The 14,164-nt window shown below is 55.0% G+C and carries 16 protein-coding genes; 6 read left to right on the forward strand and 10 right to left on the reverse strand.

Annotated elements, in window-relative coordinates; all coding sequences use genetic code 11:
- Positions 1 to 177: 177 nt before the first annotated feature.
- From ubiD to NP596_RS15335, 7 genes are all read right to left on the reverse strand, one after another.
- Positions 178 to 1,641 (reverse strand): 4-hydroxy-3-polyprenylbenzoate decarboxylase, encoded by a 1,464-nt coding sequence (ubiD, locus tag NP596_RS15305; protein WP_256616254.1) that lies wholly within the window; start codon positions 1,639 to 1,641, stop codon positions 178 to 180.
- Positions 1,642 to 1,777: 136 nt separating this feature from the next.
- Positions 1,778 to 2,020: a hypothetical protein gene (locus NP596_RS15310; RefSeq protein ID WP_256616255.1), complete on the reverse strand. Its 243-nt coding sequence runs from the start codon at positions 2,018 to 2,020 to the stop codon at positions 1,778 to 1,780.
- 138 nt (positions 2,021 to 2,158) lie between these two features.
- A complete protein-coding gene (locus tag NP596_RS15315) occupies positions 2,159 to 2,404 on the reverse strand; it encodes a YfhL family 4Fe-4S dicluster ferredoxin (protein ID WP_256616256.1) in 246 nt (81 codons plus the stop codon).
- Positions 2,405 to 2,407: 3 nt separating this feature from the next.
- Positions 2,408 to 2,893, reverse strand: coding sequence for a pantetheine-phosphate adenylyltransferase (gene coaD / locus NP596_RS15320; protein ID WP_256616257.1), 486 nt, complete (start codon positions 2,891 to 2,893; stop codon positions 2,408 to 2,410).
- 89 nt (positions 2,894 to 2,982) lie between these two features.
- Positions 2,983 to 3,534 (reverse strand): 16S rRNA (guanine(966)-N(2))-methyltransferase RsmD, encoded by a 552-nt coding sequence (rsmD, locus tag NP596_RS15325; protein WP_256616258.1) that lies wholly within the window; start codon positions 3,532 to 3,534, stop codon positions 2,983 to 2,985.
- Positions 3,535 to 3,537: 3 nt separating this feature from the next.
- Positions 3,538 to 4,845, reverse strand: a complete 1,308-nt coding sequence (locus NP596_RS15330; RefSeq protein WP_256616259.1) for a M16 family metallopeptidase — start codon at positions 4,843 to 4,845, stop codon at positions 3,538 to 3,540.
- On the reverse strand, positions 4,835 to 6,220 hold the full coding sequence (locus NP596_RS15335; RefSeq protein WP_256616260.1) for a M16 family metallopeptidase: 1,386 nt from the start codon (positions 6,218 to 6,220) through the stop codon (positions 4,835 to 4,837). Before NP596_RS15335 ends, NP596_RS15330 begins: the two co-directional genes overlap by 11 nt.
- 104 nt (positions 6,221 to 6,324) lie before the next feature.
- Here NP596_RS15335 and cyoE point away from each other — a divergent pair, with 104 nt between their 5' ends.
- A complete protein-coding gene (gene cyoE / locus NP596_RS15340; protein ID WP_256616261.1) occupies positions 6,325 to 7,215 on the forward strand; it encodes a heme o synthase in 891 nt (296 codons plus the stop codon).
- Positions 7,212 to 8,216 (forward strand): glycosyl transferase family protein, encoded by a 1,005-nt coding sequence (locus NP596_RS15345; protein WP_256616262.1) that lies wholly within the window; start codon positions 7,212 to 7,214, stop codon positions 8,214 to 8,216. The genes cyoE and NP596_RS15345 overlap by 4 nt, the downstream gene beginning before the upstream one ends.
- On the opposite strand, the gene NP596_RS15350 is transcribed toward NP596_RS15345, so the two are convergent.
- A complete protein-coding gene (locus tag NP596_RS15350) occupies positions 8,205 to 8,846 on the reverse strand; it encodes a PilZ domain-containing protein (RefSeq protein ID WP_256616263.1) in 642 nt (213 codons plus the stop codon). The two genes, NP596_RS15345 and NP596_RS15350, sit on opposite strands and share 12 nt — an antisense overlap.
- A gap of 45 nt (positions 8,847 to 8,891) precedes the next feature.
- Between NP596_RS15350 and NP596_RS15355 the strand changes: the two genes are divergently transcribed.
- Together NP596_RS15355 and NP596_RS15360 are read left to right on the forward strand one after the other, a co-directional pair.
- A complete protein-coding gene (locus tag NP596_RS15355; RefSeq protein ID WP_256616264.1) occupies positions 8,892 to 9,482 on the forward strand; it encodes a transglycosylase SLT domain-containing protein in 591 nt (196 codons plus the stop codon).
- A 131-nt stretch (positions 9,483 to 9,613) separates the two neighbouring features.
- Positions 9,614 to 10,093 carry an FKBP-type peptidyl-prolyl cis-trans isomerase gene (locus NP596_RS15360; RefSeq protein ID WP_256616265.1) on the forward strand — a complete coding sequence of 160 codons (480 nt, stop codon included), beginning with the start codon at positions 9,614 to 9,616 and terminating at the stop codon, positions 10,091 to 10,093.
- A 56-nt stretch (positions 10,094 to 10,149) separates the two neighbouring features.
- Here NP596_RS15360 and NP596_RS15365 read toward each other — a convergent pair whose 3' ends face one another.
- Positions 10,150 to 10,767, reverse strand: a complete 618-nt coding sequence (locus NP596_RS15365) for an OmpA family protein (RefSeq protein WP_256616266.1) — start codon at positions 10,765 to 10,767, stop codon at positions 10,150 to 10,152.
- Positions 10,767 to 11,216, reverse strand: a complete 450-nt coding sequence (locus tag NP596_RS15370; protein ID WP_256616267.1) for a FecR family protein — start codon at positions 11,214 to 11,216, stop codon at positions 10,767 to 10,769. Before NP596_RS15370 ends, NP596_RS15365 begins: the two co-directional genes overlap by 1 nt.
- Before the next feature lie 239 nt (positions 11,217 to 11,455).
- Between NP596_RS15370 and NP596_RS15375 the strand changes: the two genes are divergently transcribed.
- Positions 11,456 to 13,633, forward strand: coding sequence for an HD domain-containing phosphohydrolase (locus tag NP596_RS15375; RefSeq protein ID WP_256616268.1), 2,178 nt, complete (start codon positions 11,456 to 11,458; stop codon positions 13,631 to 13,633).
- 26 nt (positions 13,634 to 13,659) lie between these two features.
- Positions 13,660 to 14,164: CHASE2 domain-containing protein (locus NP596_RS15380; RefSeq protein ID WP_256616269.1), on the forward strand; the 505-nt coding region annotated here is incomplete at its 3' end.

Here is a 14,164-nt window from a genome sequence, read left to right on the forward strand (position 1 = left end):
CCAGCGTAGCCCGGATGCAATGAAATGGAATCCGGGAAAATGAAGGTCGTCAAATCCCGGATTGCGCTTTGCTTCATCCAGGCTACGCAAGTGCGCCTTTAAAGTTCAAATCGCCGTCATTGGATAAGATGGCTCACTCGCATCTACGCCAATCCGCTCAAACAGACAAACTTGTTGTTAATTGAACAGCGTATCCCACATGGCGTCCACTTTTTTCAGCACGTCGTCGCGCATCACGATGGGCCTGCCCCACTCGCGGCTGGTTTCTCCAGGCCACTTGTTGGTGGCGTCGAAGCCGACCTTGGAACCCAACCCGGACACCGGCGAAGCGAAATCCAGGTAATCTATCGGGGTATTTTCCAGGATCGTCAAGTCCCGGGCCGGATCCATGCGGGTGGTAATGGCCCAAATCACGTCCTGCCAGTTGCGCACATCGACGTCGTCGTCCACCACGATGACGAATTTGGTGTACATGAACTGGCGCAAATACGACCAGGTACCCAGCATCACCCGCTTGGCGTGGCCGGCATATTGTTTCTTCATGCTGATCACCGCCATCCGGTACGAACAGCCTTCCGGCGGCAGGTAAAAGTCGACGATTTCCGGAAACTGTTTTTGCAATATCGGCACGAACACTTCATTTAAAGCCACGCCCAAAATCGCCGGTTCGTCGGGCGGGCGGCCGGTGTAAGTGCTGTGGTAAATCGGCACCTGCCGCTGGGTGATGCGTTCGACGGTAAACACCGGAAATTCGTCCACTTCGTTGTAATAGCCGGTATGGTCGCCGTAGGGGCCTTCCGGCGCGGTTTCTCCGGGATAGATAAAGCCTTCCAGGACGATTTCGGCGCTGGCCGGCACCTGCAAGTCGTTACTCAAACACTTGGCGACTTCGGTCTTGCCGCCGCGCAACAGGCCGGCAAAGGCGTATTCGGACAAGGCATCGGGTACCGGCGTCACGGCGGCCAGTATCGTCGCCGGGTCGGCACCCAGGGCCACCGCCACCGGAAACGGTTTGCCGGGATATTTTTCCTGCCATTCCTTGAAATCCAAGGCGCCGCCGCGATGCGCCAGCCAACGCATGATGAGTTTGTTTTTGCCTATCACCTGTTGCCGGTAAATACCCAGGTTTTGCCTGTCCTTATTGGGGCCCTTGGTGATCACCAGCGGCCAGGTAATCAGCGGCGCCGCGTCTTCCGGCCAGCAGGTCTGGATGGGATAAACCGACAAGTCGACCTCGTCGCCGATGCGTATCACTTCCTGACACGGCGGCGAACCGACCAGCTTGGGTGCCATATTCAGCACTTGCTTGAAAGCCGGCAGTTTGTCCATGGCATCCCTGATGCCCTTGGGCGGTTCCGGCTCCTTTAAATAAGCCAACAGTTCGCCGATGCCGCGCAATTCGCCTACATCCTTGGCCCCCATGCCCATGGCCACCCGTTTGGGGGTGCCGAATAAATTGCCCAGCACGGCAATATTGGAGCCTTTAGGATTTTCAAACAGCAGAGCTGGGCCGCCTTGTTTCAGCACCCGGTCGCAAATCACGGTCATTTCCAGATAGGGGTCGACTTCCGCGCGGATACGCTTCAGTTCTCCCTGCTTTTCAAGTTGCTGAATGAAGTCTCTTAAATCTTTATATTTCATGGCGCGAGGGTAATGGACCGGAATGGTGCCGATCAAAAAATAAAGCCGACAACCGCCGGCTTACCTATCCTGATAGGAACTGCGCAAACGCCTCGAAAGTCTTGGAATTCGAGGCCGTAAAGCCGATGCTTAACGCTTACTCTTCGCCCGCCAACAATTCTTCCAGGCTCGGTAAAGACTGGTCGTTGCGGGCACGGGCTTTGTAAACATCCACGAATTCCATGAAGGCTTGTTCAAGGTCTTCCAGCACTTCCCGCTCGTTCTCGACTTCTTCCTCGGGAATTTCTCCAGACTCCAGATAATCGTTCTGAATGGCAATTTCGCCGTTTAAAGACAATAGGGCAAGGATTAGGGCATTATTGGAAATATTTTCTGGCATGACGGACTCGCTGGTTGGGATTGAAGAAGAAGGGGGAACATGTTGTCGAACGAAAACCGCCGCCATTGTATCGCATTGCGGGCCGGCGGATAACGCGTAATCGGAGCCCGGGCCTTCGCCGCGGGCCGGCAAAGCCGGTTAACCGATCAACTGCAAATATTTTTGGTACAACGCCGCCTGGTCTTCCGCATGAATAGGGTCCTTGCTGATGCAATCGACCGGGCACACTTCCATACATTGCGGTTTGTCGTGGTGTCCGACACACTCGGTACACAGCGACGGATTGATCACATAAATGTCTTCGCCTTGGGAAATGGCACCGTTGGGGCATTCCGGCTCGCAGACATCGCAATTAATGCATTCATCGCTAATAATCAAGGCCATAATTTACTCCGCTTTAAATTTATTGATTAACTGTTCTTTAACCGAATCCGCCACAAAACTCGATACATCGCCGTTCAGGCGGGCAATTTCCCGGATCATGCTGGAAGAAATAAATTCATATTGCTCGGCGGGCGTTAAAAACACGGTTTCGATATCCGGCGCCAACCGGCGGTTCATGCCCGCCATTTGAAATTCGTATTCAAAATCCGATACCGCCCGCAAGCCGCGCAGGATGACGCTGGCCCGGTGCTGCTTGGCGCATTCCACTAACAAATTATTAAAGCCGATCACCTCTACATTGGGAAATTCGTCTACCACGCCTTCGATCAGCGCCACCCGCTCATCCAGCTCAAACAACGGCTGTTTGCCGCGGCTTTCCGCCACCGCCACGATGACCTTTTCATACAGCCTTGACGCCCGATGAATCAGATCGAGATGGCCGTTGGTAATCGGGTCGAATGTCCCCGGGTAAATTGCGGTAATTTGCATGGCGATAGTTTTGTTTTGGGAGGGCGGATTCTAAAGCATCCCGGCGATAAAAGCAGGCAAAAATCCGCCGATCCCCGGTTTTTTAGGCTTTATTGGCTTTGATAAAGGCTATAAGCCACCTCGCCGGCCTGCTTGTGTTTCAATTGCCGCCAATGGCCGGGCAAATCGTTCAACGCCAATTTGCGTTCGGTTTCGATATAAATTTTACCGTGCGGTGCCAGCAAGCCCGCTTCGGCCAGTTGCCGGCAAACCGGCCCCACCAAACCCTGCCCAAACGGCGGATCCAGAAAAATCAAATCGAAGGCCGCGCTTCCCCGTTCTATAAATTGCAAGACATCGGCTTGCACAACCTCGATACGATCGGTTGCCAATAGCGCGCAATTTTCCTTCAGTTTCCGGCAGGTTTGCGGATTGTTTTCCACCTGTACCACCTGTCCGGCGCCCCTCGAGGCGGCTTCGAAACCCAGGGCGCCGCTGCCGGCGAATAAATCCAGGCAGCGGCTGTTGGCCACATCGGCTTGCAGCCAGTTGAACAAGGTTTCCCGCACCCGCGCCGGCGTCGGCCGCAGACCCGGGGCATCGTCGAATACGACGGGCCGGCTGCGCCATTCGCCGCCTATGATGCGCAGCTTGCCGCTCATATCTTATTTGCTATCCGTTGCGCCGCCGACCGTGACGGTTTGCAACCATTCCGGCTTGATTCTGCGCTGGAATGCATCCTTAACATCCTGCACACTCACCGCTTCGACCTTGGCCGGAAATTGATCCAGGTAATCCAGCGGCTGCCGGTAAAAACCGATCATGCTAACGTAATCGGTCAGCTTGGCATTGTTGTCGGTGCGCAAGGCAAAACCGCCGGTGATGTTTTTCTTGGCCGCCACCAACTCGGCTTCGGTGGGGCCGTTTTTGATGAAATCGTTTAACGTTTCATCCATCACAGCAATCGCCCGATCGGTCTGATCGTTACGGGTCTGTAGGCTCATAACGAAAGGCCCCTCCCGGTACAGCGGCATGAACTGGCTGGATGCGCTATACGCCAGACCGCGTTTCTCCCGTACTTCGTCAAACAATCTGGAAACCAAGCTGCCGCCGCCCAAAATATGGTTGCCCACATACAAGGCGAAATAGTCCGGATCCTTGCGATGCGTGCCCGGCATGCCCGCCAGCACGTGCGTTTGGCTGGATGGGAAATCGATACGTTGCGTGCTGGCGCGATCCGGCATAAGCACCGGCGGAATCTCGGCCGGTTTTTCGCCTACCGGCAAGCCGGCCATCAATTTTTCCGCCAGTTGTTCGGCCCGAGGCTTCTGCAAATCGCCCACGATCACCACGATGGCGTTGGCCGAAACGTAATATTTTTTGTAGAACGCTTTCAAATCCTCGGCTTCGAAACCGGCCACGGTTTCCACCATGCCTTCCTCGGGATGCGCATAAGGATGGTCGCGGTACAAGGCTTTACTGAAGGCGATACCGGCCAAGGCGCCCGGCGATTCTTCCCTGTGCTTCAGGCCCGCCAGGGTGCGGTTTTTTTCGCGCTGAAAGTCGTCGTCGTTGAATATCGGCCGAGCCAGTATGGCGGCAAAGGTATCGAACGCCTGGTCGAAGAAGGCCGTCTCGGTCAAACTGCGTAACGACAGCCAGGCCATATCTTCGGAAACCCCCGCCGAAAATGCCGCGCCCACCGCATCGAAGCGGCTGGCGATCTGGTCGGCGTTCCAATCGCCGGCACCGGTATCCAGCATGGCCGAGGTCAAAGCGGCCAGACCGAATTGCGCATCGTCGCGGGCGCTGCCGGCATCGAACGCCACCCGTATATCCACCATCGGCAAACTGGGCGTTTGCACGAAATAAACGCGGGTTCCCTGGCTGGTTTGCCAATGTTGAATCGCCACATTGGCCCAGCTTGTTTGGCTTAATACCAACAAAAACAAGCCGATCAGATTAAAACGCATGGTGACCTCCAGTCAGTTTTGCGGGTTTGGGAGCTTCGGTGATAGGTTGCGGGTCCAGATAGGCTACGGTCAAGGTGTCGTCGATCAGGTATTTACGCGCCACCGAGCGCACTTGTTCGGCGGTGACCCGATTGATGTTTTGCACGTATTGATCGGCTTTTTGCCAACCTATGCCCACCGTTTCCAGCAAACCCAGCTGCATGGCTTGATAGAAATTGGAGTCCTTTTGGTAAATGTCGTTGGCCAGCACTTGCGCCTTGATGCGTTGCAATTCCTCTTGACTGACCAATTCGCTTTGCAGTTGATAGACTTCCTGCTTCAAGGCATATTCCAGGTCGAATACGCTCTTGCCTTCCGCCGGGGTGGCCTCCAGCAAAAACATATCCGCCAGCCGCGAGTTCATGTCGTAACCGGCTCCGGCGGAGACGGCGATTTGCTGGCCGCGAACCAAGCGGGTCGACAAGCGGGCGCCGTTGCCGCCGTCCAGAATACCGGCCAGCACTTCCAGCGCGTAGGCTTCCCATTCCGGCTTGGCGGTGTTCAAAACCGGCACCTTGTAGCCCATCATCAGATACGGCAATTTGGCCGGCGCCTTGACGGTCAACTTGCGGGTACCTTTTTGCTCGGTTTCCGCCCGCGGCTTGATCGGCTGGATGTCGCTGGGTTTTAAACCGGCGAAATAGCGTTCGGCCAATGCTATGGTTTGCCCGGCGTCGACATCGCCCACCACCACCAGCGTGGCGTTATTGGGGGCATACCATTGTTGATACCAGGCCTTGAGATCCTCGACTTTGTAATTGGCGATATCGGAGGGCCAGCCTATCACCGGATTTTGATAGGGGCTATTGGTAAAGGCGACCGCATTGAATTGTTCTTGGGTTTTGGCGCGCGGCTGGTCATCGGTGCGCATGCGGCGTTCCTCCGTGACCACCTGCAGTTCTTTTTCCAATTCCTCGGCTTTCAAGTCCAGATTGCGCATCCTGTCCGCTTCCAATTTAAAGCTGATTTCCAGGCGCGATTTTTCCAGGGTTTGAAAATAGGCCGTGTAATCGCTACCGGTAAAGGCGTTTTCCTGGCCGCCGTTCTCGGCGATGATGCGGGAAAATTCGCCGGCCGGATACTGTTGAGTCCCCTTGAACATCATGTGTTCCAGCATATGCGAAATGCCGGTGATACCACCCGGTTCGTAACTGCCGCCGACCTTGTACCAGATTTGCGACACCACCACGGGCGCTCTATGGTCTTCTTTGACCAGGATTTTCAGACCGTTGTCCAAAACCTGTTCATGCACCTTGCCGTCTTCGGCAAAGGCCTGCCAAGCTGGGCACAGCAGCATCACTGCCGCGATACCGGGTTTCAACAATTCCAATTTCATAACTCCCTCATTGATAGAAAAGATGAGCGCCTGTGACGATTTCAATAATCAAAGGTTCACTGTTATTCTATAGCTTTAATGCCATCTAAACTATTCGGACGCGAATGACAGACCAAAGCAGCGTATTATCCTGGCGACACTATCTGGAACTCTGTAAACCCAGGGTGGTGGCTTTAATCGTGTTTACCGCCATCGTCGGCATGCTGTTGGCCGTGCCCGGCTGGCCGCCGCTCGGCAATTTTTTCTACGGCACGCTGGGGATTGCGCTGGCCGCATCCTCTGCGGCGGCCATCAACCATTTCATCGACCAAATCGCCGATGGGCAAATGGCCCGCACCAAAAACAGGCCCTTGCCTACCGGTGACCTGAATTCGCAAAATGTATTAATATTTGCCGGCATCATCGGTGCGATTGCCATGGCGGTGCTGATTATAAAAGTCAATGTCCTGACCGCGTTTCTGACCTTTCTGTCGTTGATAGGTTATGCGGTGATTTACACCGTTTATCTGAAAAAAATGACCCCGCAAAACATCGTCATCGGCGGCATTGCCGGCGCCGCGCCGCCGCTGCTGGGCTGGGCCGCCATTACCGGCGAAATACACCCCCATGCCTTGCTATTGGTGTTGATCATTTTCGTCTGGACCCCGCCGCATTTCTGGGCTCTGGCCATTGCCCGCCGCGAGGAATACGCCAAGGTCTCCATTCCGATGCTACCGGTTACCCACGGCGTCGAATTTACCCGTCTGCAAATCCTGCTGTACACCATTTTGCTGCTGATCACTACCCTGCTGCCATATCTGACCGGCATGAGCGGGTTGATTTATTTAATATCCGCCGTGCTGCTGGGGCTGGGATTTCTGTATTACGCGGTGCAAATGATGCGTAAAAAAGACAATAAAACCGCCATGCGCACCTTCGGCTATTCGATAGTCTATTTAATGCTGATTTTCGCCGCCTTGTTGATCGACCACTACTTCCCACTGTCCATATCATGAGCCTGACCGAACCGGAACATCCGTTTGCCGAATTCATCAAAATTTTGGGTAAGGGCAAAAAAGGCTCGCGCCCGTTAACCCAGGACGAAGCTTACCGGGCCATGAAAATGATTCTGGCCGGCGAAGTACAGCCGATTCAGCTGGGTGCGTTTTTAATGCTGATGCGCGTCAAGGAAGAAACCTGCGAAGAGCTGGCGGGATTTGTATCGGCCGCAAAAGAAAGTTTTTCTCATACTCCATCGGTATCGGTTGATCTGGACTGGTCCTCTTACGCCGGCAAGCGCCGCCATCTGCCCTGGTTTTTGCTGTCGACCTTTTTACTGGCGGAAAACGGCATCAAGGTATTCATGCACGGTGCCGGCGGTCATACCCAGGGCCGGGTCTATACCGAAAAGGTTTTGGAGATACTAGGCATACCTGCGGCGCATTCGCTGGCGGAAGCCGAACAACAACTGCTGGCAAACAATTTCAGCTACCTGTCGCTGCAGCATATCTGCCCCATGCTGTTCGATATGATCAATCTGCGCCCGGTAATGGGCTTGCGCTCGCCAGTGCATACCTTGGTGCGATTACTGAATCCGCTACGGGCCGGCCACAGCATTCAAGGCATTTTTCATCCCAGCTACCGGCAAGTGCATCAAAAAGCGGCGTTGTTATTGGGCGAACGCAACATGGCGGTGCTAAAAGGCGAAGGCGGCGAAACCGAACGCAACCCGGACGTCGAATGTCTGGTGCAAAGCGTGTGCAACGGCGAATTGATCGATGAGCTTTGGCCGGCCTTATTCGCCAGACGGCACATGAAAGACGAGGAATTGAACCCGCAACAGCTGAAAGCCTTATGGCAAGGGCGATGGGAAGACGAATTCGCCGAAGCGACCGTCATCGGCACCGCGGCCGTGGCTTTAAAACTGTTGGGCAGGGCGGACAGCCAGGATGCGGCCCACGGCCTGGCGCGCGAATTTTGGCTGAACCGAAACAGAGACCGCCTGTCAGACCGATAAGACTTGGTCCCGAATAAAACGCGGCACGCCGGGGAACAAATCCCGCGCCAGATGCACATATTTCAAACCCAGCAAGGTCGAATGTTCATCCGATTCGGCCCAAATCACCTCGGCTTCGCCTTCCAGCTGCAATTCCTTGAAGCTAAAAGGCAGCCGGCTACCGGCCTCGACGTCAAGCAACCGGGCAATGCGTACCATCAAACCGTCCACCGACACATTCTGGGTGGTAAACACATATTCGTTGCCGCCGATGACGATTTCTCCCAACGTACTGAGGTTTTTACGGTAGGCCCGGCGGTTATACAGCAAATTATCGATGTCGTAAGACAAGTCTCGAAACTCAATGCCGATCAATAATCCGTCGTCGGTCGCTTCAACCCGCACGACTTCCGCTTCTCCGGCCACCCGCATTTCCGGCAGATAGATGTCCACCCGCGGCGAAACTTGTAAACTATTAAAAATGTCTTTTATCCGGTGTTCGGGGTGTTTATCGCTTAATTCCGCCAACAGCCCGCTCAGCGACAGATTGATGACTTTGATCGGGTGCTCTTCGAAACCGAGATAAATCAGGCCGTGGCTGCTAAGATTTTTACGGTATGCGCGATTTTCTTCTATTTGCATTGCGTTCATCATGACACTCACTTCACATTTGTTTTAACCGGGAGCTCGGATGAAATGAAACTAAATTCATTATTGATCATAAGCTTAGTCCTTTTATCCGCCTGCGCAACCATTCCGCCTAAAAACGTTCAGAATGTTTGCCAAATTTTCCGGGAAAAAGACGATTGGTACCAGGCCACTCTGGCCGCTTCCCGCCGCTGGGGGGTGCCGGTCGCGGTGCAGATGTCCATCATTTTTCAGGAATCCAGTTTTATCGCCGATGCCGAACCGCCCCGGCCCACGCTATTGGGCTTTATCCCCTGGTTTCGCTCCAGCAGCGCCTACGGTTATCCGCAGGCTCAGGACGGTACCTGGTCCGACTATCAGCGCCAAACCGGCAAGCGCTGGGCCGACCGGGAAGACTTTGCCGATAGCTGCGATTTCGTGGCTTGGTACTGCGCCATTAGTAACCGGAAATTGGGCATTCCTTACACCGATGCCCAAAATCTTTACTTGGCCTACCACGAAGGCCACAGCGGTTATAGCCGCCAACAGTATAAAAACAAGCGCTGGCTGCTGAACGCCGCCCAAAAAGTCCATCAGCGCGCCTGGCAATACGACGCCCAGCTGGCCGCTTGCAGACAAGAGCTGGACAGCGAAAACTGATAAACTAAGCGGGTAACCAATCGCCGGAAATAACAGCCGAGGGCCAAGATTAGCAATCGCGGCATTTTTGCGGCGAAGCCGGTTATGGCTTGTAACCCGTTAAATAATAAATTATTACCAGGAGCAAACCCTTGAAATCTTTACGAAACCGCATCATCGCCACTTTAATCGCTTTTATTACAGGATTTATTATGTTCTCCATGGCCAACGCCACCACGCCCGCCGAAAACAAAGCCGCCGGCGAAAAATTTCTGGCGGACAACGCCCAAAACGCCGGCATCGTCACCACGGCCAGCGGGCTGCAATATTTCGTCTTCACGGCGGGCACGGGCGCGTCGCCCAAAGCCGCCGACAATGTCACCGTGCATTACAAAGGCACCACAATCGACGGCAAGGAATTCGACAGTTCCTACGGCCGCGGCGCACCGGCCACCTTTCCGCTCAACCGGGTCATTGCCGGCTGGACCGAAGGCCTGCAATTAATGAAGGAAGGCGCCAAATACCGCTTTTTCATCCCGTCCAATCTGGCCTACGGCGAACGCGGCGCCGGCCGCGACATCGGCCCCAACGCCGCATTGATTTTCGATGTGGAATTGATCAAGGTCAATTAAATAACAACCGCCAACCGGTAACGCGGGCATTCCCGGTTGGCGTTCCGCTTAATCCGTCACCGAACAGTAACTTCTACCCGGCGGTTTTTCGGTTCATCGGTATTATCCGGCGTCGCTATCAACAGATTCTTTTCCCCATGCGAATCCACCGTGACCTTGCCGGCGTCCGGCATGGCCTCGGCGAATAACGCCGCCACCGATTTCGCCCTTTCCAGACTCAAGCGGGCATTGGTTTGCTCGTCGCCGACCGTATCGGTATGGCCGATGATCGAAATATCGGCCGCCGGCCGCCGCTTGATTTCCGCAATGATTTCGGGAATACCGGCCATGGACTCCGCCGTCAGCGTCGCCGTGCCGCCTTCGAAATACAAATAAAACGACCGCGGTTTTTCCGGACTGGCCGCCATCGCGGCACCGAAATCTTCCTTGATCCGCTGCTCGCTGACGGCAAAGGTTTTTCCGGCTTCGCCTTTGAAATTCACGGCATCCCGGTTATTCTCCAACAAGGTGGTGCCTTGCTGAGTGGTAACCTCCACCTTGCCGAGGCTGCCGTCGTCTTCCGCCAGCAAAACCACATAGGATTGAGAACAGCCGCTTAGCCCCAAGGCAAGCGGCAAGCATATCGCCCGCAAAGAGGGAAAAGCGGCCGTACTGGTTTTGTTATGCTTAGCCATTATTCCGCCTCCGCCTTGGCCAAAAAGCGCGTGCCCCTGACCCCGATAATACCGGCCGGGGTTTTTACAGATACCGCCTCCGGTTTGAGTTTGGCAATCACACCGGAAATATAATGCAAGGTGCCCTTGAGTAGACTCGCCGCCAATTTCAATTCGCTTTTGGCCGGGGCGAACAGATATTCATCGATACGCAGCTCGGTGTCCGGCCCCAAAGACATGATGGTATTGTCTTTAAAAGTCACGCCCATCCGGCCGTTCGCGCCCGTTTTAAGCAAATTGCCCAGAAACAATGGCACTCCGGGTTGAGCCGGCACAGTGCCTTGCTCCGCCGTAATACTGGCGTCGCCCTCGACAATTTTCACAAACCCCAACACGCCGCTCTCGGCCCAAACCTCGGCCGGCAACAGGCTTAATGCCAGCGCCAATACCGTCATACTCAGCTTTATCATTTTCCCCTCCCAAAGGCATTTACGGCTCTCTTTAACAATTTTCCCGACCCGCTATACTTGTCGATATTCAGTCTTGGGCACCGGTATCAATTTGACGCCGTCACTAGACAAGTCTCAATAATAGTCATACATTGCGGATTAAGCGCGAAAAACAGCCGAAACTTTTTTATAACCCTATGCCGAACCGTCTTGAGAAATTCAGCCCCTCTTAATTTTTTATGCTTCCCTAAACAGCCATCGTGAATTCCGAGCCCCTCTCCGCCATAACCATACCGCAAGCCTTGCTGTATAGCGATGCGATTAGCGGGCCGGCCTTGCAACGAATTATCGAAGCGTCCGCCAGCCAGTGCGATACCTACCTGCTAACCGATGCCGACCAAATAATACCGGAATTAGTGAGGGGTAATTTCGACATCCTGTTCCTGGACATCGATGCCGAAGGGTTCGAGGTTGACAAACTTTTGCCGCTAGTGCGGCGGCAATTTTTATTGCCCGAACTCCCCGTCCTGGTCTTATCCGCCCCGGCCTCCGAAACCCAACGCAACGCCGCGCTGGAACTGGGCGCCACCGACTTTATAACGACCCCGCCGGCCGCCGGCGATGTGGCTTTAAAAACCAGAAACGCGTTGGCTTTCCGCCACTGTTTCAAGGTTCATCAGGCGGCCGAGCATCTGCTTGAACGTCAAGTCAAGGTCAGAACCGCCAAGTTGAATATGCTGATCGACAGCGGCTTGATGATGTCGCAGGAAAAAAGCCGCGACCGTTTGCTGACGCACATCCTCCGCCAGGGCCAAAAGCTGCTGCATTGCGATGGCGGCACCCTTTTTCTGGTGACCAAGAACCAATCGTTACGCTTTGCCATCCGCACCCGCGACGATGCCCTGCCTTTCCAGGAAATCGCGCTGTACGATCCGGCCACCGGGCACATCAACGACCGCTATGCCTCGACCTATGCCGCCAACCACAAGCAAACCGTCATCATCGATAACGCCTATACCGAGACCCGCTTCGACTGTAGCGGCACCCAAGCCTTTGACGCCAAAACGGGTTACCGGACCGTTTCCCTACTAACCGTGCCCCTGGCGCCGCGCAACGGCCAGGTCATCGGTGTTCTGCAATTTTTCAATGCGCTGGATCCGGAAACCGGTGCCGTGATTCCCTTTCCCGAAGATATTGTCGAACTGGTGGAAGCCCTGGCGGCTCAATCCGCCATCGCCCTGGATAATTTGCAACTGATCGAGGGCCAGAAAGCCACCACTGAAAGCATCATTCGGGTTCTGGCGTCCGCCATCGATACCAAAAGCCCGCATACCGGCCACCATTGCGTGCGGGTACCGGAACTGGCCGTGATGCTGGCCGAAGCCGCCTGCCGGCAAAACCACGGGCCCCTGGCAAATTTCAATTTCGAATCCGAAGACCAATGGCTGGAATTCAGGGTCGGCGCTTGGTTGCACGATTGCGGCAAAGTTACCACGCCCGAGTATGTGATCGAAAAAGCCACCAAACTGGACATGCTGTTCAACCGCATCCACGAAATCCGCATGCGCTTCGAAGTGTTATTGCGCGACGCCGACATCAGGCGGCTGGAAACGCTGCTGGACGGCGGCAACGACCTGGAAACCCACCAACGCTTCGAACGGGAAAAGGCCGAACTCATGGCGGACTTTGCCTTTATCGCCGACTGCAATATGGGGCGCGAATCGATGCATCCCAGCGATTGCGAACGCATCAAGTCCATCGCCGAAAAAACCTGGCTACGCTATTTCGACGACACCCTGGGGCTGTCGCAGCAAGACACCCTGCGCCTGCAGGCCGAAGATAAGCCCGCTTTACCGGTAACGGAGCGATTACTGGCCGACAAACCCAAGCACATCGTGCCCCGCCCGCCCAATCAAGTCCCCGATCCGGCCCTGGGTATTAAAATGACCATCCCGGACAATATGTTCAATTATGGCGAGATTTATAACCTGTCCATACAAAAAGGTACCCTGACCGCCGAAGAGCGTTACAAAATCAACGAACACATCATCGAAACCATCAATCTGCTGGAAAAAATTCCCTTCCCGGATTTTTTGCAGCGGGTACCGGAATACGCCACCACTCACCACGAAACCCTGGACGGACGCGGTTATCCGCGCAAACTGACCGAAAGAGAGTTGTCCATTCCGGCGCGGATCATGGCGGTTGCCGATATTTTCGAGGCCATTACCGCCTCCGACCGGCCTTACAAGCGGCCTTATAAACTGTCCGAGTCGATAAAAATTCTCTGCAACATGAAGAAAAATCGCCACATCGATCCCGATGTATTCGAGTTGTTTTTAACCTCCGGCGTGTATAAAGAATTTGCCGTCAAATACTTGCTGCCCGAACAAATAGACGAAGTGGACATATTCGAGTTTCTCGGCCCTCCCGCCTAACCAGCCCCTTCCGTTCGCCCCAAGCCATGCTGTTAAAAGCCACTCCACTCCGGCTGATACTCGGTTGCGGCGTGTTGCTGGCAACCCTGCTGGGCTGCGGCGGCCTATATCTGTGGGACCCGTTGCCGCTCCAAATCGTGCGCAACGCCACCTTCGACCAGTTTCAACGCCTCCAGCCTCGGCTTTACCGCGATGCCCCGGTCAGAATCATCGCTATCGACGACGACAGCCTGAACCGGCTTGGGCAATGGCCGTGGCCGCGCACCCGTATTGCCGAGCTGCTGACTCTTTTGCAGGCCGCTGAACCGGCCGCCGTTGCCGTCGATATTATCTTTGCCGAAAAAGACCGCACCTCGCCGCAAGCCATGCTGGATTTTTGGCAACTATCCGCCGAGAAAAGGCAACTGCTCGGCAAACTGCCGGACCATGACGCCGTGCTGGCCGAGGCGGTTCGGCACAGTACAACCGTGCTGGGTTTTGCCCTGTCGGCGGCCCCGTCCGCGCCGGCATCGGCACCGCCCGCCATCAAGG

This window comes from Methylomonas rivi, assembly GCF_024505165.1.
GTDB classification, from domain to species: Bacteria; Pseudomonadota; Gammaproteobacteria; order Methylococcales; family Methylomonadaceae; genus Methylomonas; species Methylomonas rivi.

Excerpts from the sequence above, each read along its gene's own strand:
- NP596_RS15365 (WP_256616266.1), bottom strand. The coding sequence starts at position 10,767 with ATGGCTAAGCATAACAAAACCAGTACGGCCGCTTTTCCCTCTTTGCGG.
- NP596_RS15335 (WP_256616260.1), bottom strand. The coding sequence starts at position 6,220 with ATGAAATTGGAATTGTTGAAACCCGGTATCGCGGCAGTGATGCTGCTG.
- NP596_RS15315 (WP_256616256.1), bottom strand. The coding sequence starts at position 2,404 with ATGGCCTTGATTATTAGCGATGAATGCATTAATTGCGATGTCTGCGAG.
- NP596_RS15310 (WP_256616255.1), bottom strand. The coding sequence starts at position 2,020 with ATGCCAGAAAATATTTCCAATAATGCCCTAATCCTTGCCCTATTGTCT.
- rsmD (WP_256616258.1), bottom strand. The coding sequence starts at position 3,534 with ATGAGCGGCAAGCTGCGCATCATAGGCGGCGAATGGCGCAGCCGGCCC.
- cyoE (WP_256616261.1), top strand. The coding sequence starts at position 6,325 with ATGACAGACCAAAGCAGCGTATTATCCTGGCGACACTATCTGGAACTC.
- NP596_RS15355 (WP_256616264.1), top strand. The coding sequence starts at position 8,892 with ATGAAACTAAATTCATTATTGATCATAAGCTTAGTCCTTTTATCCGCC.
- NP596_RS15330 (WP_256616259.1), bottom strand. The coding sequence starts at position 4,845 with ATGCGTTTTAATCTGATCGGCTTGTTTTTGTTGGTATTAAGCCAAACA.
- NP596_RS15350 (WP_256616263.1), bottom strand. The coding sequence starts at position 8,846 with ATGAACGCAATGCAAATAGAAGAAAATCGCGCATACCGTAAAAATCTT.
- ubiD (WP_256616254.1), bottom strand. The coding sequence starts at position 1,641 with ATGAAATATAAAGATTTAAGAGACTTCATTCAGCAACTTGAAAAGCAG.
- coaD (WP_256616257.1), bottom strand. The coding sequence starts at position 2,893 with ATGCAAATTACCGCAATTTACCCGGGGACATTCGACCCGATTACCAAC.
- NP596_RS15345 (WP_256616262.1), top strand. The coding sequence starts at position 7,212 with ATGAGCCTGACCGAACCGGAACATCCGTTTGCCGAATTCATCAAAATT.
- NP596_RS15370 (WP_256616267.1), bottom strand. The coding sequence starts at position 11,216 with ATGATAAAGCTGAGTATGACGGTATTGGCGCTGGCATTAAGCCTGTTG.